The organism is Pararhizobium sp. DWP3-4 (genome assembly GCF_049898205.1).
Classification (GTDB): Bacteria; Pseudomonadota; Alphaproteobacteria; order Rhizobiales; family Rhizobiaceae; genus Pararhizobium.
Window position 1 is genome coordinate 66,669 of sequence record NZ_JAFCXF010000009.1, and the last position, 23,406, is coordinate 90,074.

25 protein-coding genes are annotated in these 23,406 nt (G+C 61.2%); 19 read left to right on the plus strand and 6 right to left on the minus strand.

Annotated features, from left to right (window positions below; genetic code table 11):
• The first annotated feature begins 6 nt into the window (after positions 1–6).
• Entirely contained in the window at positions 7–522 is a 516-nt protein-coding gene (locus tag ACP7E6_RS21870) for a DinB family protein (RefSeq protein ID WP_426231824.1), read from the plus strand.
• A gap of 116 nt (positions 523–638) precedes the next feature.
• On the plus strand, positions 639–860 hold the full coding sequence (locus ACP7E6_RS21875; RefSeq protein ID WP_426231825.1) for a hypothetical protein: 222 nt from the start codon (positions 639–641) through the stop codon (positions 858–860).
• A gap of 12 nt (positions 861–872) precedes the next feature.
• Here the strand turns inward: ACP7E6_RS21875 and ACP7E6_RS21880 are convergent, their stop codons facing one another.
• On the minus strand, positions 873–2,051 hold the full coding sequence (locus ACP7E6_RS21880; RefSeq protein WP_426231826.1) for a low temperature requirement protein A: 1,179 nt from the start codon (positions 2,049–2,051) through the stop codon (positions 873–875).
• A 220-nt stretch (positions 2,052–2,271) separates the two neighbouring features.
• Between ACP7E6_RS21880 and ACP7E6_RS21885 the strand changes: the two genes are divergently transcribed.
• The 4 genes from ACP7E6_RS21885 (at position 2,272) to ACP7E6_RS21900 (ending at position 6,398) form a co-directional block, all read left to right on the plus strand.
• Complete coding sequence (locus tag ACP7E6_RS21885; protein ID WP_426231827.1) at positions 2,272–2,667, plus strand: Rap1a/Tai family immunity protein; 396 nt, start codon at positions 2,272–2,274, stop codon at positions 2,665–2,667.
• A 125-nt stretch (positions 2,668–2,792) separates the two neighbouring features.
• Positions 2,793–3,872, plus strand: coding sequence for a GGDEF domain-containing protein (locus ACP7E6_RS21890; RefSeq protein ID WP_426231828.1), 1,080 nt, complete (start codon positions 2,793–2,795; stop codon positions 3,870–3,872).
• Positions 3,873–3,930: 58 nt separating this feature from the next.
• Positions 3,931–5,820: an ATP-binding cassette domain-containing protein gene (locus ACP7E6_RS21895; protein WP_426231829.1), complete on the plus strand. Its 1,890-nt coding sequence runs from the start codon at positions 3,931–3,933 to the stop codon at positions 5,818–5,820.
• Positions 5,821–6,224: 404 nt separating this feature from the next.
• Positions 6,225–6,398, plus strand: a complete 174-nt coding sequence (locus tag ACP7E6_RS21900; protein WP_426231830.1) for a hypothetical protein — start codon at positions 6,225–6,227, stop codon at positions 6,396–6,398.
• On the opposite strand, the gene ACP7E6_RS21905 is transcribed toward ACP7E6_RS21900, so the two are convergent.
• Together ACP7E6_RS21905 and ACP7E6_RS21910 are read right to left on the minus strand one after the other, a co-directional pair.
• Positions 6,399–7,301, minus strand: a complete 903-nt coding sequence (locus tag ACP7E6_RS21905; RefSeq protein WP_426231831.1) for a DMT family transporter — start codon at positions 7,299–7,301, stop codon at positions 6,399–6,401.
• Positions 7,302–7,424: 123 nt separating this feature from the next.
• The gene (locus ACP7E6_RS21910) at positions 7,425–8,288 is read right to left on the minus strand and encodes a DMT family transporter (RefSeq protein WP_426231832.1); all 864 of its coding nucleotides are present in this window, start codon (positions 8,286–8,288) and stop codon (positions 7,425–7,427) included.
• A gap of 103 nt (positions 8,289–8,391) precedes the next feature.
• On the opposite strand from ACP7E6_RS21910, the gene ACP7E6_RS21915 reads away from it, so the two are divergent.
• Positions 8,392–9,789, plus strand: a complete 1,398-nt coding sequence (locus tag ACP7E6_RS21915) for a PLP-dependent aminotransferase family protein (protein WP_426231833.1) — start codon at positions 8,392–8,394, stop codon at positions 9,787–9,789.
• 104 nt (positions 9,790–9,893) lie between these two features.
• A complete protein-coding gene (locus ACP7E6_RS21920; RefSeq protein WP_426231834.1) occupies positions 9,894–10,112 on the plus strand; it encodes a hypothetical protein in 219 nt (72 codons plus the stop codon).
• A gap of 6 nt (positions 10,113–10,118) precedes the next feature.
• On the opposite strand, the gene ACP7E6_RS21925 is transcribed toward ACP7E6_RS21920, so the two are convergent.
• A complete protein-coding gene (locus tag ACP7E6_RS21925) occupies positions 10,119–10,961 on the minus strand; it encodes a GNAT family N-acetyltransferase (protein WP_426231835.1) in 843 nt (280 codons plus the stop codon).
• Between the two features lie 79 nt (positions 10,962–11,040).
• Here ACP7E6_RS21925 and ACP7E6_RS21930 point away from each other — a divergent pair, with 79 nt between their 5' ends.
• The 5 genes from ACP7E6_RS21930 (at position 11,041) to ACP7E6_RS21950 (ending at position 13,398) form a co-directional block, all read left to right on the plus strand.
• On the plus strand, positions 11,041–11,286 hold the full coding sequence (locus ACP7E6_RS21930) for a type II toxin-antitoxin system VapB family antitoxin (protein WP_426231836.1): 246 nt from the start codon (positions 11,041–11,043) through the stop codon (positions 11,284–11,286).
• The gene (locus tag ACP7E6_RS21935) at positions 11,286–11,681 is read left to right on the plus strand and encodes a type II toxin-antitoxin system VapC family toxin (protein ID WP_426231837.1); all 396 of its coding nucleotides are present in this window, start codon (positions 11,286–11,288) and stop codon (positions 11,679–11,681) included. The genes ACP7E6_RS21930 and ACP7E6_RS21935 overlap by 1 nt, the downstream gene beginning before the upstream one ends.
• An 83-nt stretch (positions 11,682–11,764) precedes the next feature.
• Entirely contained in the window at positions 11,765–12,691 is a 927-nt protein-coding gene (locus ACP7E6_RS21940; protein ID WP_426231838.1) for a Gfo/Idh/MocA family protein, read from the plus strand.
• A gap of 117 nt (positions 12,692–12,808) precedes the next feature.
• Positions 12,809–13,102, plus strand: coding sequence for a ribbon-helix-helix domain-containing protein (locus tag ACP7E6_RS21945; protein WP_426231839.1), 294 nt, complete (start codon positions 12,809–12,811; stop codon positions 13,100–13,102).
• Complete coding sequence (locus tag ACP7E6_RS21950; protein WP_426231840.1) at positions 13,099–13,398, plus strand: type II toxin-antitoxin system RelE/ParE family toxin; 300 nt, start codon at positions 13,099–13,101, stop codon at positions 13,396–13,398. The genes ACP7E6_RS21945 and ACP7E6_RS21950 overlap by 4 nt, the downstream gene beginning before the upstream one ends.
• A 20-nt stretch (positions 13,399–13,418) precedes the next feature.
• On the opposite strand, the gene ACP7E6_RS21955 is transcribed toward ACP7E6_RS21950, so the two are convergent.
• Together ACP7E6_RS21955 and ACP7E6_RS21960 are read right to left on the minus strand one after the other, a co-directional pair.
• Positions 13,419–13,868 (minus strand): DNA polymerase III subunit chi, encoded by a 450-nt coding sequence (locus ACP7E6_RS21955; RefSeq protein ID WP_426231950.1) that lies wholly within the window; start codon positions 13,866–13,868, stop codon positions 13,419–13,421.
• A gap of 7 nt (positions 13,869–13,875) precedes the next feature.
• Positions 13,876–15,372 carry a leucyl aminopeptidase gene (locus tag ACP7E6_RS21960; RefSeq protein WP_426231841.1) on the minus strand — a complete coding sequence of 499 codons (1,497 nt, stop codon included), beginning with the start codon at positions 15,370–15,372 and terminating at the stop codon, positions 13,876–13,878.
• 322 nt (positions 15,373–15,694) lie between these two features.
• Between ACP7E6_RS21960 and lptF the strand changes: the two genes are divergently transcribed.
• From lptF to rsmA, 6 genes are all read left to right on the plus strand, one after another.
• A complete protein-coding gene (gene lptF, locus ACP7E6_RS21965) occupies positions 15,695–16,870 on the plus strand; it encodes an LPS export ABC transporter permease LptF (protein ID WP_426231842.1) in 1,176 nt (391 codons plus the stop codon).
• Positions 16,867–17,952 (plus strand): LPS export ABC transporter permease LptG, encoded by a 1,086-nt coding sequence (lptG, locus tag ACP7E6_RS21970; protein WP_426231843.1) that lies wholly within the window; start codon positions 16,867–16,869, stop codon positions 17,950–17,952. Before lptF ends, lptG begins: the two co-directional genes overlap by 4 nt.
• Positions 17,952–20,285, plus strand: coding sequence for an LPS-assembly protein LptD (locus tag ACP7E6_RS21975; RefSeq protein WP_426231844.1), 2,334 nt, complete (start codon positions 17,952–17,954; stop codon positions 20,283–20,285). Before lptG ends, ACP7E6_RS21975 begins: the two co-directional genes overlap by 1 nt.
• A 234-nt stretch (positions 20,286–20,519) precedes the next feature.
• Entirely contained in the window at positions 20,520–21,461 is a 942-nt protein-coding gene (locus ACP7E6_RS21980) for a peptidylprolyl isomerase (protein ID WP_426231845.1), read from the plus strand.
• A 10-nt stretch (positions 21,462–21,471) separates the two neighbouring features.
• Positions 21,472–22,500: a 4-hydroxythreonine-4-phosphate dehydrogenase PdxA gene (gene pdxA / locus ACP7E6_RS21985; protein ID WP_426231846.1), complete on the plus strand. Its 1,029-nt coding sequence runs from the start codon at positions 21,472–21,474 to the stop codon at positions 22,498–22,500.
• A complete protein-coding gene (gene rsmA / locus ACP7E6_RS21990) occupies positions 22,500–23,327 on the plus strand; it encodes a 16S rRNA (adenine(1518)-N(6)/adenine(1519)-N(6))-dimethyltransferase RsmA (RefSeq protein WP_426231847.1) in 828 nt (275 codons plus the stop codon). Before pdxA ends, rsmA begins: the two co-directional genes overlap by 1 nt.
• The last annotated feature ends 79 nt before the right edge of the window (positions 23,328–23,406 follow it).

The window sequence follows — 23,406 nt, forward strand, 5'->3', positions numbered from 1 at the left end:
ACCGCGATGCTCGATCACTACCGGATGTTTGCCGACTATAATCGCTGGGCCAACCGGCTTGTCTTTGACGCGGCTGGCAAGCTCGACGACGCGCGATACCGCGAAAACAAGGGCGCCTTCTTCGGCTCGCTGCACGCGACGCTCAACCACGTGCTATCAGCCGACCGGATCTGGATGAAGCGTTTTACCGGCACCGGCGAAGCGCCGAAAACACTTGACGGCATCCTGTTCGGTAATTTCACCGAGCTCTCGGCTGCTCGAACCGAAGAGGACACGCGCATCGTCGCCTTTGTCGCCAGCCTCACCGAACAGGCTCTCGCCGGCCGCTTTACCTATACGCCGGTCAGCAACCCTATCCCCGTCACCCAGCGTCTCGCCCCGCCGCTCGCCCACTTCTTCAACCACCAGACCCACCATCGCGGCCAGTGCCATATGACGCTGACGGCGCTGGGCGGGCCGAGCCTTGCTCTGGACATGAGCTATTTCCTGCGGGCGCCGGAATACCGGCATTATGCGGAGTGAGGCAAGCACCGGAAATCATTTGGTTCTTCGCTGATGTCACAGCAATGTCACAAGGCTTGAGCAAGTCAGCCGCGTCATAGTCCGTTCATATTTTAAGAATGGAGCAGGACGACGCCATGGATTGGTATCCCATCGAAGCGCTTGAGGCCGGCAAGCTTGCCGTGCTGCATTTTGAAAATCAGGACGAGCAGCGCTGGGTCGGCTACATCCATGACGACGGCATCTGCCACTGGCCGGAGAATGTGTCGGGACGCCGCCCCGATGGCTGGCAGGACCTCTCTGCCCTGTTCTCGGCGCTGCCCGACAGCGCAAAGCAGATCGTCTCGGCCTCGTTCTGACGCCTGCCCCGGTTATGCGGCAGCGCCTGTGGCGTGCCGCAAAGCCCAATATTCCCAGACAGCGACAACGAACAGCACTGCGGTCGCGGTGATCTGGATGATATAATTGCTGCAGAACGGCACGAGCCCGGCGGTTGCCGCAAGCAGAACCAGCCCGGCGAGATGCGACACCGGAATTTTCCGAGCAACCGCCATCTTCACCCAGATATTGCCGGCGAGAAACAGGATCGGGCCACCGATCATCGCCAGAGCGTTTTTCAGCGAGCTATCCTCCTGCGCATGCGACAGGCTGAAATCCTCGCCGACCGCCGTCAGGATGATGCCGGCGATGATCGGCAGATGGCCGTAGGTGAACAGGTTGTGCGCAACGCTCTCGGGGCGTGAGGTGTTTTCCGCCTTGTCGGCCGCATCCGCCTGTCCATGATGGAAATAGATCCACCACATGAAGCCGGTGCTGAGGAAGGCACTGCAGAACACCGCAAAGGTCGTGTTCGAGTTCATATGCTCGGCGGCGTTCTTGCCGGTGGTCAGGATGGTTTCGCCCAGGCAGATGATGACGAACAGGGCGCAGCGTTCGGCCATGTGCTCGCCCGAGACATCCAGCGTTTCCGGCGGCGATTTTCCAAGGCCCGGCACGGCGTAGCGGACGGCGGGCGAGGCATAGTCGATGATCAAAGCGAAGCTCCACAGCGCGATCCGGCCTTCCAGCTCCATCATCGCGCCGGCCAGCCAGAAGACGGACGAGGCCAGCGTCCAGAGCGTGATCCGCACGAAGGTGGTGAAGGATGCGTCGTCGACACCCCGATAGGCATAGAGCGTGAAGAGCGAGCGGCCGACCTGCATGGCGCAGTAGATCAGCGCGAACATCAGCCCATGCTCGCCAAAGGCTTCCGGCAGCGCCAGCGCCAGCAGCACGCCGCCGAACATCAGGCAGAACAGCATCAGCCTGACGGCTTCCGTGCCGGTGTGCAAAAGATTGGTGACCCAGGTCGTATTGATCCAGACCCACCAGATCGCCAGGACCAAAAGCATGGATTCGAATGCCGCCGTCGGCCCGAAATCGGAAGCCAGCGTATGCGACAGCTGCACGAGCGCGAAAACGAAGACCAGATCGAAGAACAGTTCGGGAAAACTGGCGCTGGTCTGGTCGGGCTCTTCTGTGCGCAGCCAATTCGGACGCTTAACCGGCATGAGACGCTCCGTTTTTGCCGCCGGTGCCGATATGTTCGCCGCTGCTTTTGGTTCCACCATCTCTGCGCATGATGTTTGTCCTGCTTGATTTTGCCGAGATATAGAGCGCCGCCCGCAGCCGGCAACGGCGCCGATGACAGACGGAACGGACAATCCGTTGCCCATATCGGCCGACCTCCTGTAAGCTTGCCCGATACGTGATCGCTGATGGAGGCGTCGCATGAAAAGACGGATGCTTGCGATGACAGCCGGTCTGATGTTTGCTTCGGCGAGCCAGGCGCAGTTCATGGATGCCGACGACCTCAACACGTTCTGCCGGCAGAAACACCCGGTGGTCGTCGGCTATGTTGCCGGCGTGCTCGACCGCTGGTCGCGCGATCTGCATCATGCCGAAATGTCCGATGTCGTCGATAAGGAAAACAACCGGCCGGACAGCAAGGTCCCGGTGACGGAGAAAATCCGTGCCAATGTCTGCGATCCCGACACAATCATGCTTGAGGAGCAGGTGCGGATCGTCTGCGCCTTTGTCGCCGCCCATCCGAAGGAACATGGTCGCAGCGCCGATATGCTGGTCCAAATGGCCATGCAGGCGAGATGGCCATGCCCGGCCCGATAATGTCTGCAGCCGGGCAGTTGTGCTTTGTCAAAACGCTCTTGCCTTTGACAGTCTTTTAATCCCGATGCTTTATCAGCTTTCTCTTGCAACCACCGCGCTTTCCGCGGTTTTGTGAGGGATGCGCAATGACGGACAAGCCCCAGCACGACGGCAATCAGGCGCAGAACGCCGCGATCCTGCTCAGGGTCGCCCAGACCATGGCCAAGCTTGGCGTTGCCGCTTTCCCCCGCAATTACGAACTGTTCTACGAGGCGCTGTCCGGCAACAATCCGCAATTGACGCGCGACGTGGCGGCACTCGGCGCGCACCCGATGCAGAACCAGATCGAGCAGATCGGCATCCAATATCACCTGTCCGGCTTTGCCGCGATCGAGGCGGATACGATCCGCGCCGATACGGCCCGCTCGATCTCCGCCGTCAGCCATGTGCTGAAGGACAGCATCGCCAAGAAGGAAGTCTTTGCCGCGATGCTGCGCAGCTTCATCACCCGGCTGGAAACCGATCCGGTCGCCGGCATGTCGGACTTCGCCGATGATGCCGCGCACCTGCGCGATGCGGTGGCGGTGTTCGAGCGCGAGGAAAAGGCCTTTGCCGCCGCGATGAACGAGACCGTGACGCAGCTTGGCGGCATCGACAGCGATATCGAGACGATGCGCAAGGCCGCCACCCGCGATCCCGTCACCGGCCTGCCGAACCGCATCGCCTTCTCGGCGAAGCTCACGGCACTCTATGACGACGGCAAGGCTGTCGGACCGGCAGCGCTGGCGCTGGTCACCGTCGAGGGCCTGCGTGACATGGGCGAGCGCCATGGCGCCGCAACCGTCGAAAAAGCGCTGAAGAAACTGGCGCCGGAATTCCGCAAATCCGTCAAGAAAAACGATTTCGTCGCCCGCATCGGCACCGACGAATTTGCCTTCGTCTTCCACGACGTCTCGGCCGACAATGCCGAAGCCATCGCTCAACGCATCTGCACCTCCGTCGAAGGCGTGCAGGTCGCCCTGCCCAACCGGGCGTTCACGACGCAGGCTCTATCGCTCTCCACCGGCATCGCCATGGCGTTTACCGCATCCGGCGGCGTCGATCTGTTCACCCAGGCCGAACTGGCTTTGAGGGCGGTTCGCAGCGGCGGCAAGCCGGGAACTTTGGTGTTTTCCGCCGCAATCGGCGGCCGGACGAAAAAAACCTACTCTCCACACGCCGCCTGACCCTGTTGCACTGCGGCAAACCCTTGCCTTCTCGGCCGAGTTCGGCCAAAACGCCGCCATGATCACGCTCAATAATCTTTCGGCCCGCATTGTCGGACGCCTTCTCATCGACCAGGCCAGCGTTGCGCTTCCGGCCGGCATCAAGGCTGGCCTCGTCGGCAAGAACGGCGCCGGCAAGTCGACCCTGTTCAAAATCATCACCGGCGACATGGAAGCCGAGACCGGTTCGGTCTCGATCCCGAAGAATGCCCGCATCGGCCAGGTGGCGCAGGAAGCCCCCGGCACCGAGGAGCCGCTGATCGAGATCGTGCTCAAGGCCGACAAGGAGCGCGAGGCGCTTCTCGCCGAAGCCGAGACCGCCACCGACCCGCACCGGATCGCCGATATCCACATGCGGCTTGCCGATATCCAGGCGCATTCGGCCGAATCGCGCGCCGCCAGCATTCTCGCCGGCCTCGGTTTCGATGCCGCCGCGCAGTTGCGCCCCGCCTCGTCGTTCTCCGGCGGCTGGCGCATGCGCGTGGCTCTTGCTGCCGTGCTGTTTTCCGAGCCGGACCTGCTTCTGCTCGACGAGCCGACCAACTATCTCGACCTTGAAGGCACGCTTTGGCTTGAAGACTATATCAGCAAGTACCCGCACACGGTCATCATCATCAGCCATGACCGCGACCTCTTGAATACCGCCGTCAATGCCATCGTCCATCTCGACCAGCAGAAGCTGACCTTCTATCGCGGTTCCTACGACCAGTTCGAGCGCCAGCGCGCCGAGGCGATGGAATTGCAGACCAAGGCCAAGGTCAAGAACGATGCGGCGCGGAAGCACCTGCAGGCGTTCATCGACCGTTTCAAGGCCAAGGCCTCCAAAGCCCGCCAGGCGCAGAGCCGCGTGAAGGCGCTGGAGCGCATGGGCACGGTCTCGTCCGTCATCGAGGATCACGTTCAGGGCTTCAAGTTCCCCGATCCGGAGAAGGAAGCCGCATCGCCGATCATCGCGCTGGAAAACGGCACCGTCGGCTATACGCCGGGCAAGCCGATCCTGCAGCACATGTCGCTGCGCATCGATACCGACGACCGCATCGCCCTGCTCGGCTCGAACGGCAACGGCAAGTCCACCTTTGCCAAGCTGATCTCCGGCCGCCTTCCCGCCACCGGCGGCTCGGTCCAGACGGCGCCGGGCCTGAAGATCGGCTTCTTCGCCCAGCACCAGCTCGACGACCTGATCCCCGAACACGATGCCGTCGAGCATGTGCGCCAGCGCATGCCCGGCGCCACCGAAGGCAAGGTGCGCGCCCGCGTCGCCCAGATGGGCCTTGCGACCGCCAAGATGAGCACGCCGGCCAAGGACCTCTCCGGTGGTGAAAAGGCCCGTCTGCTGATGGGCCTTGCCGCCTTCGATGCGCCGAACCTGTTGATCCTCGATGAGCCGACCAACCATCTGGATATCGACAGCCGCAACGCACTGATCCAGGCGCTGAACGAATATACCGGCGCTGTCATCCTGATCTCGCACGATCGCCACCTGATCGAGGCGACGGCCGACCGGCTGTGGCTGGTGAAGGACGGTACCGTCTCCAACTATGATGGCGACCTTGAGGATTACCGCGCAACCATCGTCCAGAGTTCCAAGGGTAAGGGCGGCAAGAGCAAGGGTAACGGCGGCGAGGAGCAGCTGAGCAAGGCCGAGCAGCGCAAGGCCAATGCCGACAAGCGCGCCACCTTCGCGCCGCTGAAGAAAAAGATCAACGATGTCGAATCCTTGACGGCAAAACTGAACAAACAGATTCAAGCCCTCGACAAGGAGCTTGAAGACCAGGACCTCTACGACAAGTTTCCGGAAAAGGCCGCAGCCAAGGTCAAGGAACGCGCCGAAGTCGTGGCCAGGCTCGCCAAGGCCGAAGAGCACTGGATGACATTGTCCGACGAATACGAACAGGCAATGGCAAGCTGATCGGCGGCGGTCAACTGAACAAGGCGTTTTCAGTCATCGACCTGTGATTGGGAACACGGGCCACTAGGTTCCCCGTCATTCCCGTGCTTGTCACGGGAATCCAGCCACGCAACGTCCGTCGCGTGAAAAGACTTCTCTAGCGGCGCAGACGCGCCGCTGCTGTACCCCCGCCACAAGTCCTCGGGTTAAACCCGAGGAGAGGAAGACGGAGTATGAGGTGCCCACCGGATCAAACCGCACGGGCCTTCCCTTCAAGCAGACAATGCCCTTTCCGCGCCGCTATCGTCATAGCCGTGACTCAGAACGGTTGGGGCTCCCCTGCCGCCGTTTCCTCCGTACCGAACATGACGCGCGGGGAAAGCGGGATCGTCAACACCGACAGCATGGCAACGATGTAGGCTCTTGTGGCCGATGACCTGGCGGCCGGACGGCTTGTCCGGCCGTTTGCGCTGTCGATCGGCGGCCCGCTGACCTTCGCCTATTTTGCCATCTTTTCACCCGGCATGATGCAAAATCCACCGGCGAGGAATTTCATCCACTGGCTGCACACCGAGGCCCAAACGGACGGCACCGCCTGATCAGGCAGGAACACGCTTGCGGGCCGGGATGGTCATGGCCATGACGCCGCTGATGACGCAGGCAAGACCCACAAGTGCCGTGCTGCTGATGCTTTCTCCCAGAAAGATGACGCCGATCGCCACGCCGATCGGAACGCGCAGATAGGCCTGCGCCGTCGTCCCGACAGAGCCAAGCGTGTGCACCAGCCGGAAATAGATGACGAAGGCGAGTGCTGTCGAAAATACCGATAGGCCCAGCAAGGCGAGGATCGAGCCTGTGGACGGCGCCAATGTCCAAGGTTGTTCGATCGCCAGGCTGAGCGGCATCAGGATAACCGCGCCGCAGATCAGCGACCCGGCCGCCGGCATCATCGGATCGAGCGATTTGAAACCGCGGCCGAAAATGGCAGCGCCTGCATAGCAGATCGTTGCGGCGACGATGGCGAGTTGGGCCGGTAGCTGGTCACCGGCACCGTTCAACGCTTCCAAGCCGACGACAAGGGTAATCCCGGCAATCCCGGCGACGACGCCGAACAGCTTGCGTCCCGTCACCGGTTCATGGCGGGTGAGAAGGGCTGTCAGCAGAAAGGCAAAGATCGGCGTCGTCGAATTCAGGATGGCGGCGAGACCAGCATCGACGGTTTGTTCCGCCCAGGCGATCAGCGTGAAGGGGATTGCGCTGTTCAGGCAGGCCTGAAACAGAAACCGTCCCCACGTCGCTTTGTCCTTCGGCAGGGAAAGCCCCCGGACACGCAGGACTGCCAAAAGCAGCAGGCCGGCGATCAGGGTGCGGGTGGCAATCAGCGTGATCGGCGGAATGGTCTCTACGCCGATCTTGATGAAGGTGTAGGAGGCGCCCCAGAGCGTTGCGAGCGCCAGCAGCAGCGCCAGTTCCTTTTTCAGATTTATCGTGTCCGGTGTCATGATCGTCTCACATCAGAAGGATTGCCAAATTCCATCCTGCTATATCGACCTTGACGCCGGAATGCTTCGATGAAGACCGAAGTGTAAAAGCTCTCTTGGGAAAAGTCTCCGGCCGCCCCGCTCCTACCGGGCGAACTTTCGCGCACCAGCAACGCAAAGGATGACTGCAACAGTGACCGCCAGCATCGTTGAGCTCACCGGCTCATGCAACAAAGTTGCCGCCAGCGCCAGGCCGAAGAAGGGCTGCAGCAGTTGGAGCTGGCCGACGGCGGCGATGCCGCCCTGCACGAGGCCGCGATACCAGAAGATGAAACCGATCAGCATGCTGAACAGCGACACATAGGCAAGGCTGAGCCAGGTGGGCAGCGCAACGCCGGAAAACGTGTCCGGTCTTAAGACAAGCGACAGGGCAATCATCACCGGCAGCGACAGGACCAGCGCCCAGCAGATCACTTGCCAGCCGCCCAGCGTGCGCGACAGCCTTGCGCCTTCGGCATAACCGAGCCCGCAGACGATGATCGCGGCAAGCATCAATCCATCGCCGAGAGGGGATGTCGCTCCACCCTGTACAAGCGCAAAACCGGCGACCAGCGCACTGCCGAGCGTCGAGAATATCCAGAAGGCCGGCTTTGGCCGCTCGCCGCCGCGCAATACGCCGAAGATCGCCGTCGCCAGCGGCAGCAGGCCGACGAAAACGATGGAATGCGCCGAGGTGACATGCTGGAGCGCCAATGCCGTCAACAGCGGAAAGCCGACGACAACACCGAGGGCGACGACAACCAGCGAGACGATATCGCCGCGCGACGGCCGCTTCTGCCGGAAGACGAGAAGCAGACAAAGTGCCAAGAGGCCGGCAATCGCCGCGCGCGCAACGGTCAAGAACACCGGGTCCAGCTGCATCACCGCTACGCGGGTCGCCGGCAGCGAACCGCTGAAGATCACCACGCCGATCAATCCGTTGATCCATCCGCTCGCCATCCGGTCCATTCAAAGCTCCTTGGTTTCCTTCTTATCGGCGGCGGCGGCTGGCAATGCCAGTAACAGTCATGTACGGTTTAGCAAAACTGTTATGGTATCGGATCACGTACGGATGCTCGACGAAACGAAGAGCGGCACCCTTATCGCCACGGTGATCGCCGCCATCAGGCAGCGCATTGCCGGCCGCAGCCTGACTGCAGGCGACAAGCTGCCGTCGATCCGGGCGTTTGCGCGAACCTTGCAGGTCTCCACCTCCACCGTGGTCGAAGCCTATGACAGGCTTGCCGCCGAAGGCGTGATCCAGCCGCGTCCGGGCTCGGGCTTTTACGTGGCAAGCCAGACCGCCCCCCTCGCTCTGTCGGAAATCGGGCCGAAACTGGACCGGGCGGTCGATCCCTTCTGGGTATCGCGCCAGTCGCTGGATGCAGGCAGCGATGATCTCAAACCGGGATGCGGCTGGCTGCCGCCCTCGTGGCTGCCGGACGACGGCGTGCGCCGCGCCTTGCGGACCATGTCGCGCGCCGATGGCGCGTCGCTTGCCGACTATGGCACGCCGCTCGGCCTGCCGCCCTTGCGCCAGCTGATCGCGCGCAGAATGGCCGACCACGGCATCGACGCTTCGCCGGACCAGATCATGCTGACGGAATCGGGAACGCAGGCGCTCGATCTCATGTGCCGGTTTCTGCTGGAACCGGGCGACACCGTCATGGTGGACGATCCCTGCTATTTCAATTTCCATGCGCTGCTGCGCGCCCACCGCGCCCGCATCGTCAGCGTTGCCTACACGCCCACCGGGCCTGATATCGAGCAGTTCGCCAAAGTGCTGCAGGAGCACAAGCCGCGCCTCTACATCACCAACTCCGCCATCCACAACCCGACCGGGGCGACGCTGTCGCCGGTGACGGCGCACCGGGTGCTGAAGCTCGCCGAACAGGCCGGGCTGACCATCATCGAGGACGATATCTTTGCCGATTTCGAGCATGTTGCCGCCCCGAGACTTGCCGCCTTCGACGGTCTTGACCGGGTCATCCATATCGGCAGCTTTTCCAAAACCCTGTCGGCATCGGCGCGCTGCGGCTTCATCGCCGCCCGCCCCGACTGGATCGAGGGGCTGATCGACCTGAAGATCGCCACCACATTCGGCGGCGGACGGCTCACCGCCGAGCTGGTGCTGAATGTGCTGCGCGACGGCAGCTACCGCAAGCACATGGAGGGACTGCGCCTGCGCCTTTCGCGCGCCATGACCAATGTCAGCGCCCGGCTAAAAAACCTCGGGCTCGAATCTTGGATCGAGCCGCAGGCCGGCATGTTTCTCTGGAGCCAACTGCCGGACGGCCTTGATTCGGCAGATATCGCCCGCGAAGCGCTGGCCGACAACATCGTTCTTGCCCCCGGCAACGTCTTCAGCCTGTCGCAATCGGCGACCAGTTTTTTGCGGTTCAATGTCTCGCAATCCCAGGACGACCGCATCTTCACGGCGCTGCACAAGGCCATGACGAAAAAGCGGTAGGCAGTCGCTGCAGATCGCGGTCGGACACTATCCACAAGCAAACGCTAAATTTTTACCAAAACCTTTAAGCCACCGTTCAAATCGAGGCTTTAACGTCCTTTTCCATGAACAACGAAACCCAAAATGCCTTCCGGTTCCGGCGCGTCAAATGGGGCGATCCCCGCCACGCGATGAACGCGTTGCGCAACAAGGAGCCGGTTTTCGTCGAAGAGGCTCAGGCATCAAGCCGCCTGTTCTGGGTTCTCGTCGTGCTGCTGGTGATCGCCGTCTTCGCCAGCATCGTCATCTTCGGCAGCCATCGCAGCTTGCCGTTCTGGAACTGATGCGCCCTATCCCAATTCGAACGTGGTGATGCCGTAGATCTGCCCGAGCGGCAGGTCCGGCACCGGTCCGCGATACATCCGCGCCGTTTCGAACACCGGCTTCAGATTGTAGCGATCGCACAGCCCTCGGGCTGCCGCGTTGGGCTCGGGGATATCGAGATAGACCTGGCCGCCGCCAACACTGGTCACCAGCTTGCGGAAAATCAGGTCGGCATTCGTTTCGCTGTCGGCAAACAGCGGGCCAATCTTGTGGCCTTCGCGGCAGGCCCGGATGGTGCCGTAGCCGGCAACCTCGGAATTGCGCAGCAGGGCGAAGCTTTCGCGCGTGTCCATAGCCTTCAGCCATTCGCGCAGGAAGGCGTTGCGCCGGGCCGGATTGAATCGCGCATCGTAATCGGAGAGCATCGGCACCAGCACGGGCGAGACCGAGACCAGTTCGGTGCCCGGCGGCTCGGTGCACTGGACCTCGCCGCCATAGCGGAAATTGGCATGGGCGTAAACGAAGCCCGACTTGCGGTAATTGTCCTGCTGGGCCACCACCCCATCCAGCCCGACCGTCCGGTCTCCCGCTTCCGAAAGCGCCTTTTGCCAAAGCGCAAGACCGATCCCCTGCCCGCGATAATCCGGATGCGCCATGTAGAACCCGAGGAACGCATAGGTCTCGTCGTAACGCACCAGCGACAATGCTGCGGCCATGATGCCGTCTTCCTCGGCAATCCAGTAGCCGTCCGGGTCCGCTGCCCAGAAAGCCGGTGCATCGTCGAGACCCGGATTCCAGCCCTCTTTGGCGGCCCAGTCGATCAGGACATCGAGATCGGCGCGGTCGGCTTTTCGGATGATAGGAGGCATGGGCAAAACTTCCGCAAACTTTACAATCGTCCGGTCTTATCTATAGTGAATATTCAATTGTTCAAATCGGAATATTCAAATGCCGCTCTACGTCCGGGACGAGACCGTGAATGATCTGGCTACGCAGGCACAGCGTTTGCTCAAAACCAAAACGAAGACGGAAGCGATCCGGATTGCGCTGGAGCGCGTCGTCCACAGAGATGCCCCACCTGAAACCTTACAGGAGCGACTGAAGGTTTTTCAGGATCGTTTTCGCGCTCTTGGCGAACCTGTCGAAAATTTCGACGAGAAGGCGTATCTGGACGAGATGTGGGGCAACGAATAATGTTCCTCGAAACCTCGGCAATCGTCGAATACATAGCAGAAGAGCCGCGCGCCAACGAGATGGCTGACCGTTTGAGCGCTACGACATCGCCGCTTGTGACCGCACCGACCGTTCTGTTCGAAGCGGCTGTTGTTTTGTCTCGCAAGCGCAAGTGTTCCGTTGCCGAGACCAAGACTTTGCTCCTGGATTTTCTGGAAGCGATGGACGTGAGCGTCATCCCCATCACGCCCGAAATAGGCTTTGCCGCCATCGACGCCTTTGCGCGATACGGCAAAGGGCGCGGGCATCCGGCCCAGCTGAATTTCGGCGACTGTTTTTCCTATGCTGCATGCAAGGCGGCGCATGTGCCGATGCTGTTTGTCGGCGACGACTTCACGAAAACGGATCTGGCATAACGGCCGCGCCGGACGGCTTGCCCGGGACTGTCTTTCTGCTACAAAAGCCCACCATAAAAGTCATACAAATCGAGCGAAGCACCATGAGCCCCATCCATATCTCGATCGTCGGCGTCGGCAAGATCGTCCGCGACCAGCATCTTCCTTCCATCGCCAAGAATGCGGATTACAAGCTGATCGCTGCCGCCAGCCGCCACGGCGTCGTCGATGGCATCGACAATTTCAAGTCGATCGAAGCGATGCTCGACGCGGTTCCGGCGATCGATGCGGTGTCGCTCTGCATGCCGCCGCAGTTCCGCTATGCCGCAGCCCGCACGGCGCTGGAAGCCGGCAAGCACGTCTTCCTCGAAAAGCCGCCGGGTGCGACGCTGAGCGAAGTCGCCGACCTTCAGGCGCTGGCCGACGAAAAGGGCCTGTCGCTGTTTGCCAGCTGGCATTCGCGCTATGCGCCCGCCGTCGAGGCCGCAAAGGCATTCCTTGCCTCGACCAGGATCAACGACGTCAAGGTGATCTGGAAGGAAGACGTGCGCCACTGGCATCCGAACCAGGACTGGATCTGGGCCGCCGGCGGCCTCGGCGTCTTCGATCCCGGTATCAACGCCCTGTCAATCGTCACCCATATCCTGCCGAACCCGCTGTTCATCACCTCGGCAACCCTTGAGTTCCCGGAAAACCGCGACGCGCCGATCGCCGCCTCTATCGTCTTCAGCGACGCCAAAAACCTGCCGGTTTCGGCCGAATTCGACTGGCGCCAGACCGGCCATCAGAGCTGGGACATCGTTGCCGAAACCGATGCCGGCATGATGGTCCTCTCCGAAGGCGGCGCCAAGCTGTCGATCGACGGCAAGCTGGTTCATGACGAGCCGGAACAGGAATACCCGGCGCTCTACGCCCGCTTCGCCGATATCATCAAGGCAAAGACGTCAGACGTCGATCTGGCGCCGCTGCGGCACGTCGCCGATGCCTTCATGCTCGGTCGTCGCAAGTTCGTGGATGCGTTCTTCGATTGAGCGTTTCAAGAATCATGAAGGCCGCGCACCGTTCGGTGCGCGGCCTTTTTTTGTGACAGGCGTAATATGATTAAATCGTACTGCATGCTAAAATCCTGTGAAATGGAGGATCAGGCAATGCGAACAACACAAGCCCTCAGCATAACCCTTCCCATCGAAATGGCCGAAATGGTCAAGGCGAAAGTATCGTCGGGCGAATATGCCAGCGAAAGCGAAGTGATCCGGGATGGATTGCGCACGCTTGCCGCGCGCGACGCGGCCATCGAGAAATGGCTGATCGAGGAGGTCGTGCCGACCATTGACGCTCATGATGCCGACCCGAGCCGCGCGCTTTCCGTTGAAGAGGTCCGAAAGCGGCTTCATGATCATATGGATGCACGTCAGGAACAAAAACAACCTGGCCGCCCATGAGCCACGCCATTATCTTCGACGTGGCGGCAGAGGCCGATCTCAGCGACTTATATGACTATCTGCTGCCGCGCGCCGGACCGCGTGACGCCAGAGTGTATATTAACGAGATCGTTGATTACTGCGTGTCTTTCGCCACCTTTCCCGAACGAGGCAGCCGTTCGGATAGAAGGACGGGTTTGCGCTTAGTGGGCTTCCGCCGCCGGGCAACCATAGCCTTCCGCATCAAGGGTGATGTTGTCACCATCATGCGCATATTCCATCGCGGCAGGAATGTTACATTCTCTCAAGAGGACTGAGCATTCTTCGAAACGGTTGATCAAGCCTTCTTCACCCAGCGCCCGTCCTGATTCTGCTGCCAATAGGTCAGCGCATGGCCCTCGCCCTTGAGCACCTTCCAGTGCGCCCGCGCGCCTTCCAGCTGGGCCTGGTCATAGCCGTCGAACATGAACACCACCCGCTCGTAGGCGCCGACCGGCGGCGGCACGGCGCCGTCGATGATGAAGCGGACGGTGGCGTTGTTGCCGTTATCTTCGCCAGCGGTCAAGAGAATCGGCTGATCGCTCGAAAACTCCGTCGCGTCGGTGCCATGCGGGAGAAAACTGTCGTCGCGATAGGTCCAGAGGTGATTGTCGAGCATGTCGCGGCGCTCGTCGGCCACCGTCTGCACGACGACGCGCCAGCCACGCTCGACACAGCGGTCGAGCAGCGGCGGCAGCGCGTCTTCGAGCTTGGATTCCGTCAGGTGGTAGAACAGGATTTCGGTCACGTCGCCGTCAGCTCTCGTAATTGGAGCGAACGAGTTCATCGAGCAACCGCACGCCAAAACCGGAGGCCCAGGACTGGTTGATCTCGTCGGTCGGCGAGCCCATCGCCGTACCGGCAATATCCAGATGCGCCCAGGGCGTGTCCTTGACGAAGCGCTTGAGGAACTGGGCGGCGGTGATCGAGCCGGCATAGCGGCCGCCGGTGTTCTTCATGTCGGCAAACTTGCTGTCGATCATCTTGTCATATTCCTTGCCGAGCGGCAGGCGCCAAAGCCTTTCCTGCGTCGTCAGCCCCGCCGCCGTCAGCTGGCCGGCCAGCGTGTCGTCATTGGTGAACAGGCCGGCATAATGGCTGCCGAGCGCCACCATGACGGCGCCGGTCAAGGTGGCCAGATTGATCATGAACTGCGGCTTGAAGCGGTCGTTGCAATACCACAGCGCGTCACAGAGCACGAGCCGGCCTTCCGCATCGGTGTTGATGATCTCGATGGTCTGGCCGGACATCGAGGTGACGATGTCGCCCGGACGCTGGGCGTTGCCATCCGGCATGTTTTCCACAAGGCCGATGATCCCGACGACATTCGCCTTGGCCTTGCGGGTTGCCAGAACATGCATCAGGCCGGTGACGGCGGCCGCACCGCCCATGTCGCCCTTCATCTCCTCCATGCCGGCGCCCGGCTTGATCGAGATGCCGCCGCTGTCGAACACCACGCCCTTGCCGACGAAGGCGACCGGCCGGTCCTTCGGCTTGCCGCCCTTCCATTGCATGATCGCCAGCCGTGGCGGCCGCACCGAGCCCTGTGCCACGCCAAGCAGCGCGCCCATGCCGAGCTTCTTCATGTCCCGTTCGGTGAGGATTTCGACCTCGACGCCGAGCTTTTCCAGCTCCTTCGCCTTGGCTGCGAATTCGACGGGCCCGAGAATATTGGCCGGTTCGTTGACGAGGTCGCGGGCGATGAACACACCTTCGGCGATCGCCTGCGAATGGGTGGCCGCCTTCTTGGCGGCGATCGCCGCGCCGGTGACGATCGTCACTTTTATCGGCTTCGGCAGTCCTTTCTGGTCGTCATCATCCTTCTTCGTCGTCTTGTAGGTGTCGAAGCTGTAGGCGTTCATTTCCATGCCCAGGGCAAAATCGGCGGCAGCCTTTCCGGACACTTCGACGCCGGGCGCATCGAGGAAAATCGCCACCTTTTCGGCACCACGGACTTTCGATGCCGCAGCACCGCCAGCCTTCAGCCAGTCATGCGCCGTCAGGCCGGCGCCGTCGCCGATACCGAGCACCAGAATACGATCGACGGGGGCGCCCTGCGGCGCGACGATGTCGAGGGCGCGCAGAGATTTCGCCTTGAACTTGGCGATGCGTGCGGCCTTGGCAATGATTTCATCCGGATCGGCTTCCGCAGCCCCTGCCGCCTCTTTTCCGTCAAGAGTCTTGAGCAGGATCGCAAGGCCGCCCGACAGGCGCGCTGACTTGCTGAAACCGATTTCGAATTTCAATGACATGAAGAACTCCAGAATTGCCCTGGCCCGACGCCAGTCTGTTACATGGGGGTTACAGTGGCAAACATTCGCCATCAACCGCAAGCCCGGAAACAGGTTCATGCACCGTTGTTGGTTTCGATGACCTTGGCAAGGCGCCACCTTATGTTTACATGCTGTTAACCATCATTCTTTGCCGAGCCTTAGCCCTGCTCCTTTACAATTTCGTTATCGTGGAAAACATGCAAACCGGTTCATTCAGCGCAATAGGGACATTCGGCTCGGCCATGTCCGGGCCGGCGGTAGCGAACCGGACAAACGGCAGGAAGATGGGCCAGGACCCCGTATGAAGTTGATCGAACGCTATATCCTGAAGCGGGCAACGGGCATGTTCTTTGCCACGCTTTTGCCGCTGATGGCGATCGTCTGGACGACGCAGGCCTTGACCAGCGTCAATCTGGTCACCGATAGCGGCCAGTCGACGCTGGCCTTCATGCGCCTTGCGACACTCATCCTGCCCTCGATCATTCCGCTCATCCTGCCCTTCGCGCTGGTGATCGGCGTAGCGCAGACGCTGACGGCGATGAATGCCGATTCGGAGCTGACAGTTCTGAACGCGGCCGGCAGTTCGCGCATGATGATCATCCGGCCGATCATCTATCTCGGCCTTGCACTCAGCGCGGTATCGTTCACCGTCGATAACTTCGTCGAGCCCTATTCGCGCATGGCCGTGCGCAAGATGATCGCCACCGCTCACGCGGATCTCTTGTCGTCGGTCGTCCAGGAAAACACCTTCCGCAAGATTACCGATGGTCTCTATGTCCAGGTCGCCTCGCGGCGCAACGGCGGCGTGCTTCACGGCATCTTCGTCGCCGATTCGCGCGATCCCGCCTATGAGCTCGTCTATTACGCCCGCGAAGGCGCGGTCGACGACAGCGGCTCGGCGCTGGTGATGAAAGACGGCGAGGTGCACCGCAAACTGCCGGATGGCAATGTCTCGATCATCAAATTCGACAGCTACGCCTTCGACCTGACCGACATGACCAAGATGACCGGCCAGGCGACGATCAGAGCCAAGGACCGTGACCTGCCGTTCCTGATCAATCCGGATCCGAAGGATCCTGTCTACGAGAAAAATCCGGAAGCCTTCACCGCGGAACTGCATCGCCGCTTGACGGAATGGACCTATCCCCTGCTGTTTGCCCTGATCGCACTGGTCTTCAGCAGCGATGCCCGGTCGCACCGGGAAGCCCGCGTGCATCCGATGATCACGGCGCTTTTGACATGCCTGTTCATTCGCTGGACCACATTCTATGCGGCCAACAGCGCCGAGGAATCGCGGTTCTTCATCCCGATCATGTATTTGATCCCGCTTGGCACCGGCTATCTGGCGATACGCCAGCTGGTGGGCAACAGGCGGCTTGAAATTCCGCTCACGCTGGAGCAGAAGGTCAACGAGATTCTGGTTCGCCTGCGCCTGACCAAGGCCAACCCGGCATCTGACGGGAACCAGGTGAAATGATCTCCACGACGCTCGGGCGTTATTTTTTCAAGCGTTACGCGATCACCACATTCTGGTTCCTCGCCGGCATCTTCGCGTTGATCTTCATCATCGACTTCAGCGAACTGTCGAACCGCATGTCGCAACTGCCGCGCTATTCGGTCACCGGGGCGCTGTTGATGACGACGTTCCGCATTCCGATGATCCTGCAGCAGACGGTGCCGTTCGTCGCCCTGTTTGCCGGCATGGCGTCGCTGATCTCGCTCAATCGGCGCTATGAACTGGTGGTGACGCGTGCGGCCGGGATCTCCGCCTGGCAGTTTCTGCAGCCCTTCGTGATCGGCGCGTTCCTGTTCGGTATTGCCACGGTTATTGCGCTCAATCCGATCGCATCCTGGGGGACGAAACAGGCCGAGGCGCTTGAGGCCGAATGGGGCAGCTCGTCCTCGGCCGTATCGGCAATCTCCATCCCCTGGCTGCGTCAGATCTACGGAAAAGACGATACGATCATCGGCGCGCGGTCCGTTCAGGATGAAGGCAAGACGCTGGTCAATGTGACAGTGATCCATTTCGATCCGCTCGGCACGATCGTTTTAAGACAGGACGCCGCGTCGGCAAAACTGGAAGATGGTTACTGGCTTCTTAACGGGGTGATGGAAACCCGCAACGGCGAACTGCCGCGTCGCCTCGCAACGGTACAATTGCCGACTCACCTGAAGCCGGAATTTGTCCAGGAAACGTTGACGAAGGCTGATTCTATTCAATTTTTCGACTTGAGACGCAAAATTGCAGTCGCCAAGTCTTTTGGCTTCCCGACCAATGCGATGGAAACCCAATTCCACTCCATGCTGGCGCTTCCGCTGCTTCTGGTCGCCATGACTCTGATCGCCGCAAGCGTCTCGTTAAAATTTAGCCGGTTTAACCAATCGAGACCGGTAATTCTCGGTGGAATCCTGTCGGGCTTCGTGCTTTATGTCGTCACCGTGCTTGTCAAAGCATTCGGGAGCAGCGGCATAGTGCCTCCGTTCGTTGCAGCCTGGTTGCCAGTTGTTGTAGCGATGGCGCTGGGCTCGACGATTCTATTGCATGAGGAGGATGGCTAGTGGCGGCAGGCAACCGCAAACATATCAGGCTGCTGGCGGCCATTCTGCTTTCCGGTGTTGCGCTCCAGGCGCTGACCCCGATCGCACCCGCATGGGCACAAGAAACCAAGATCGATTCGTTCAATCCGAAAATGCCCGAAGACGCCAAGATGCTTCTGTCGGCCAATGAACTTGTCTACAACAAGGACGCTGAGCGCGTGATCGTGCGCGGCGCCGTCCAGATCAATTACGGCGGCTACCAGATGGTCGCCCAGCAGGTCGAATACAGCCAGAAGACCGGGCGCATCATCGCGACCGGCGAAATCGAGCTGATCGAACCGGGCGGCAACAGGGTCTATGCCGACCAGATGGACGTGACCGATGATTTCGGCAACGGCTTTATCGAGCGTCTGCGGGTCGAAACCACCGACCTGACCAAGCTTGCCGCCGTCACCGGCGAGCGGCGCAATGGCGAGGAGATGATCCTCAACAACGCCGTCTATACGGCCTGCACGCCGTGCGCGACCGATCCCGATCACAAGTCGCTCTGGCACGTCAAGGCGCAACGCATCGTCCAGAACGGCAAGACCCATACGATTCGCATGGAGAATGCCAAGTTCGAGCTGTTCGGCAGGCCGATCCTGTACCTGCCGGTGCTCGAGGTTCCGGACCAGACGATTAAGCGCAAGAGCGGCTTCCTGTTCCCGAAATTCGGCTATACGCAGAAGCTCGGCGCCGGCGTTAGCGTTCCCTACTACTGGGCGATTTCGCCCTATATGGATGCGACGGTGACCGGCACCGGCCTCACCCGCCAGGGCTTCCTGCTGCAGGGCGAATTCCGCCAGCGCTTCGAAAACGGCGAACATATTCTCAGCATGGCCGGCATCAGCCAGCTGAACCGCAGCAGTTTCACCGGCAACACCGTCGATGCCCAGGAAACCAATCGCGGGATGATCGGTTCCAAGGCCAAGTTCGAGATCAACCCGCGCTGGACCTTCGGCTGGGATGTTCTCGTTCAGAGCGACAACAACTTCGCCAAGACCTACGAGCTTTCGACCTTCGACGGCACGACCTTTACGAACCAGGTCTACCTGTCGGGTCTCGGCAAGCGCAATTCCTTCGACGCGCGCGCCTTCTACTTCGATATCCAGGATGCGGATCCGGACAGCATCGCCGAAAACAAGCAGGCCGTCGCCCAGGTTCTCGACTATTCCTATACCCACCCGGAACCGGTGTTCGGCGGAGAATTGACGGCCGATATCAACCTGACCAACGTCAATCGTAACCGCGAGGACGAATTTGAGATACCGGGTATCGTCGATCGCTTCCGCGGCCTTGAAGGCACCTATCACCGCCTGACTGCCGACCTCGAATGGAAGCGCAACTTCATCGTTCCAGGCGGCCTGTCGCTGACGCCGATCCTGGCCGCCCGCGGCGATCTGATCGGATCATCGATGGCCGATCCCGGCACCGGCTATACCGGTGACTTCAACAATGACGACGCGGCAACGCGCCGGATGCTGACGGCCGGTATCGACGCGCGCTACCCGATCCTGTTGACGACGGACTACAGCAGCCACATCATCGAGCCGATCGCCCAGATCTTCGCCCGGCCCAATGAGGAATATGCCGGCGGCCTGCCGAACGAGGATGCGCAGAGCTTCGTGTTCGACGCGACATCGCTGTTCGACCGCGACAAGTTCTCCGGCTATGACCGCATCGAAGGCGGAACCCGCGCCAACCTTGGCGTCCGCTATACCGGCGCCCTTGGTAACGGCTATGCCCTGCGCGCCATTGCCGGACAATCGTTCCATCTTGGCGGCGTGAACTCGTTTGCGACCGACGATCTGGTCAAGGCCGGTGCCAATTCCGGCCTCGAAACCGACCGGTCCGACTATGTGGCCATGGTGGGCATCGATGCCCCATCGGGTCTCACGGCAAGCTTCAGCAGCCGTTTCGACGAGCGCGATCTCGACTTGCGCCGCGCCGATGCGACGCTCGGTTATCAGGGCATCCTGTGGCAGACGGCGGTGACCTATACCAGCATCCAGGCACAACCGCTCTACGGCTCGATCAAGGACCAGGACGAGATCCAGACCGCAGCCGCCTACAAGTTCGCCGATTACTGGTCGGTGTTCGGCTCGGTCACCTACGATCTGAACAGCAATGTCGTCACCCGCAATGGCATCGGCATTACCTATGACGACCGGGATACGATCTTCTCGCTGGTCTACAAGGAAGAGCGCGACAGCGATCAATCCGTCGCCAACGACTGGTCGATCGGCGCGCGTATCAGTTTCCGTACGCTCGGCGACATCGATGTCGGCGACACGAAGTTCGACGGCTTGAACTGAGGTGCGCCGCCCTGACGGCGCCCTCGTCTCTCCTGCGGCAGCCGTTTTTTAAACGCGCTGTGGCGGGGAATCGACGGCCGAGGCGCTATTTTGCGGCGTTCGGCAGGTCTTGTCATTGTTCGGCCGCATGTATTATGCATCTGTTGCACAGAAATGCGCAGGATGCTGGCGCTTGGCATGAAGACCATAGCCCCGGACACGCGATGTCCGGCGGAAGATGAAAAGGACTAAAGAATGGGCGGGAAGCTTTCGATCACGCGCACGGTTTCGACAATGATCCTTGCCTGCGGCCTGGCACTTTCCTCCGCGCCGGCCACCTACGCCGCGAGCAAGGTGGTTGCCGTCGTCAACGGTTCGCCGATCACGTCCGGCGACATCGCCAAGCGTGCTGCCTTCATGCGCCTGCAAAGGCAAAGCGGTGGCCCAGGCGCGGCCCGCCAGCAAATGATCGATGAAGCGCTCAAGCGCGAGGAAGTCCTGCGCGTCGGTGCTTCCGTCAGCACCACCGAAGTCGAAGGTGCCGTCGGACGATTCGCGGCCGGCAACAAGCTTTCCGTTCAACAGCTGTCGCAGGTCCTCGACCAGGCAGGCGTCGGCATCGATCACTTCAGAAATTATGTCGCCGTCGCCATGAGCTGGCCGCGGGTCGTCAACGCCCGTTTCGGCGGCGGTGGCGGTGGACGCCTGTCGAACGAGGATCTCGTCCGGCGCATGCAGGAAGCTGGCGGCACCAAGCCGGTGACCACGGAATATTTCCTGCAGCAGGTGATCTTCGTCGTGCCTGCCTCCAAACGCAACGCTATCATCGGCAAGCGCCAGGCAGAAGCCAATGCGTCGCGGCCGAAATATCCGGGCTGCGAACAGGCAAAGGTGTTTGCCGCCACGATGCGCGACGTATCGATCCGCAATCTGGGCCGGATGATGGCGCAGGAGCTTCCAGCCGACTGGAAGCCGCTGATCGAAAAGGCCGGCGACAGCGGCACGACCGCAACGCGCGTCACCGAACGCGGCGTCGAATATCTTGCCATCTGCAAGAAGCGCGAAGTTTCCGACGATCTGGCCGCCGAAATCGTTTTCCGTGCCGAGGATCTCGGCAAGAAGACCGACGGCGAAGAACCCAACAGCAAGCGTTACATCGAGGAACTGCGCAAGCGTGCGCAGATCATCGAAAAGTAACAGCAGCAGCATGAGCCAGATGCGCGACAGGCCGCTCGCCCTGACCATGGGCGATCCCGCCGGGATTGGCCTCGACATCAGTCTTGACGCCTGGATCAACAGGCAGACCTTGCGGACACCGCCGTTCATTCTGATCGGCGATCCCGCAGCCCTGCAGCAGCGCGCCTGGGCTCTCGGCCATGAGATCGCGATCCGCGAGACCAATTGCACGGAGGCTTCCACCATCTTTGAGAGTGCGCTGCCGGTTTTGCCGGTGGCGTGCGCCGCCCCGGTCACTGCGGGAATCCCGGCTTCTGCCAATGCGGGTGCGATCACCGGGGCCATCGAAACCGCCGTGCGGCTGACCATGGAAGGCTCGACCTCTGCCATCGTCACCAATCCGATCGCCAAGTCGGTGCTCTACGACGCCGGCTTCAAATTTCCCGGCCATACGGAATTTCTCGCCGATCTTGGCGCGCGCCTGACCGGGGAGGAACTGCTGCCGGTGATGATGCTCGCCGGGCCGAAGCTGATGGCCGTGCCCGTCACCATCCATATCCCGCTGAAGGATGTGCCTGAACAGCTGACCGCCGACCTGATCTACCGGACCTGCGTCATCACCGTGCGTGACCTCAAGGACCGCTTCGGCCTTGCCTCTCCACGTGTCGCCGTTGCCGGTCTCAATCCGCATGCCGGCGAAAACGGCGCGCTGGGCGTGGAAGACGATGCGATCATCCGCCCCGTCATCGAACGGTTGAAGGCCGAAGGCATCGACATTACCGGTCCCCTGCCCGCCGACACCATGTTCCACGACCGCGCCCGCGCCACCTATGACGTGGCGATCTGCATGTATCACGATCAGGCATTGATCCCCGCCAAGGCGCTCGGTTTCGACGACAGCGTCAACGTCACGCTTGGCCTGCCATTCATCCGCACATCGCCGGACCACGGCACGGCGTTCAGCCTTGCCGGCAAGGGCATCGCCCGCGCCGACAGCCTGCTGGCAGCCCTGCGGATGGCCCAGCAATTGGCCGGCAACGCCGCGCGAGGGAAAAACTGATGGCGGCGATCGACGGCCTGCCGCCGCTGCGCGATGTGATAACGCGCCACGGGCTCGACGCGAACAAAGCGCTCGGCCAGAATTTTCTGCTCGATCTCAACCTGACCCAGAAGATCGCCCGCACGGCCGGTCCGCTGGAGGGCGTGACCGTCATCGAAGTCGGCCCCGGTCCCGGCGGCCTCACCCGCGCCATCCTGTCGCTGGGTGCCAAGAAGGTGATTGCGATCGAGCGCGACGCCCGCTGCCTGCCGGCCCTTGCCGAAATCGCCGATTTCTACCCCGGCCGCCTCGAGGTGATCGAGGGCGATGCACTGAAGATAACGTTCGAGGATCTTGTCACCGAAGGCCCCGTCAAGATCATCGCCAACCTGCCCTACAATGTCGGCACCCAGCTTCTGGTCAACTGGCTGCTACCAAAGGCATGGCCGCCGTTCTACCAGTCGATGACGCTGATGTTTCAGCGCGAGGTGGGTTTGCGCATCGTTGCCGATGCCGATGACGACCATTACGGCCGCCTCGGCGTGCTCTGCGGCTGGCGCACCAATGCCCGCATGGCCTTCGACGTATCGCCCCAGGCCTTCTCGCCACCGCCGAAGGTCACATCGTCCGTGGTTCATCTGGAGCCGATCGAAAATCCCATCCCCTGCTCGTCCAAAGACCTTGAAAAAGTGACGATGGCCGCCTTCGGCCAACGCCGCAAGATGCTGCGCCAAAGCGTCAAGTCGATCGGCGGCGAAGCCTTGCTGGCCAAGGCGGAGATCGACCCCAAGCGCCGCGCCGAAACGTTGTCGGTGGAAGAATTCTGCCGGCTGGCGAATTGTCTTTGATGGCAGCTCCGGTCTCCCTCTTCTCCCCAGCGGGGAGAAGTGCCGAGCGGATGCGAGGCGATGAGGGGGCCGCAAGCTC

Bases quoted from the DNA above. Each gene is read 5' to 3' on its own strand.
- ACP7E6_RS21890 (WP_426231828.1), top strand. From the start codon at position 2,793: ATGACGGACAAGCCCCAGCACGACGGCAATCAGGCGCAGAACGCCGCG.
- ACP7E6_RS21880 (WP_426231826.1), bottom strand. From the start codon at position 2,051: ATGCCGGTTAAGCGTCCGAATTGGCTGCGCACAGAAGAGCCCGACCAG.
- ACP7E6_RS21935 (WP_426231837.1), top strand. From the start codon at position 11,286: ATGTTCCTCGAAACCTCGGCAATCGTCGAATACATAGCAGAAGAGCCG.
- ACP7E6_RS21925 (WP_426231835.1), bottom strand. From the start codon at position 10,961: ATGCCTCCTATCATCCGAAAAGCCGACCGCGCCGATCTCGATGTCCTG.
- ACP7E6_RS21885 (WP_426231827.1), top strand. From the start codon at position 2,272: ATGAAAAGACGGATGCTTGCGATGACAGCCGGTCTGATGTTTGCTTCG.
- ACP7E6_RS21910 (WP_426231832.1), bottom strand. From the start codon at position 8,288: ATGGACCGGATGGCGAGCGGATGGATCAACGGATTGATCGGCGTGGTG.
- ACP7E6_RS21930 (WP_426231836.1), top strand. From the start codon at position 11,041: ATGCCGCTCTACGTCCGGGACGAGACCGTGAATGATCTGGCTACGCAG.
- ACP7E6_RS21950 (WP_426231840.1), top strand. From the start codon at position 13,099: ATGAGCCACGCCATTATCTTCGACGTGGCGGCAGAGGCCGATCTCAGC.
- ACP7E6_RS21895 (WP_426231829.1), top strand. From the start codon at position 3,931: ATGATCACGCTCAATAATCTTTCGGCCCGCATTGTCGGACGCCTTCTC.
- ACP7E6_RS21875 (WP_426231825.1), top strand. From the start codon at position 639: ATGGATTGGTATCCCATCGAAGCGCTTGAGGCCGGCAAGCTTGCCGTG.
- ACP7E6_RS21980 (WP_426231845.1), top strand. From the start codon at position 20,520: ATGGGCGGGAAGCTTTCGATCACGCGCACGGTTTCGACAATGATCCTT.
- rsmA (WP_426231847.1), top strand. From the start codon at position 22,500: ATGGCGGCGATCGACGGCCTGCCGCCGCTGCGCGATGTGATAACGCGC.
- pdxA (WP_426231846.1), top strand. From the start codon at position 21,472: ATGAGCCAGATGCGCGACAGGCCGCTCGCCCTGACCATGGGCGATCCC.
- ACP7E6_RS21905 (WP_426231831.1), bottom strand. From the start codon at position 7,301: ATGACACCGGACACGATAAATCTGAAAAAGGAACTGGCGCTGCTGCTG.
- lptG (WP_426231843.1), top strand. From the start codon at position 16,867: ATGATCTCCACGACGCTCGGGCGTTATTTTTTCAAGCGTTACGCGATC.
- ACP7E6_RS21920 (WP_426231834.1), top strand. From the start codon at position 9,894: ATGAACAACGAAACCCAAAATGCCTTCCGGTTCCGGCGCGTCAAATGG.
- lptF (WP_426231842.1), top strand. From the start codon at position 15,695: ATGAAGTTGATCGAACGCTATATCCTGAAGCGGGCAACGGGCATGTTC.
- ACP7E6_RS21870 (WP_426231824.1), top strand. From the start codon at position 7: ATGCTCGATCACTACCGGATGTTTGCCGACTATAATCGCTGGGCCAAC.
- ACP7E6_RS21945 (WP_426231839.1), top strand. From the start codon at position 12,809: ATGCGAACAACACAAGCCCTCAGCATAACCCTTCCCATCGAAATGGCC.
- ACP7E6_RS21915 (WP_426231833.1), top strand. From the start codon at position 8,392: ATGCTCGACGAAACGAAGAGCGGCACCCTTATCGCCACGGTGATCGCC.
- ACP7E6_RS21940 (WP_426231838.1), top strand. From the start codon at position 11,765: ATGAGCCCCATCCATATCTCGATCGTCGGCGTCGGCAAGATCGTCCGC.
- ACP7E6_RS21960 (WP_426231841.1), bottom strand. From the start codon at position 15,372: ATGTCATTGAAATTCGAAATCGGTTTCAGCAAGTCAGCGCGCCTGTCG.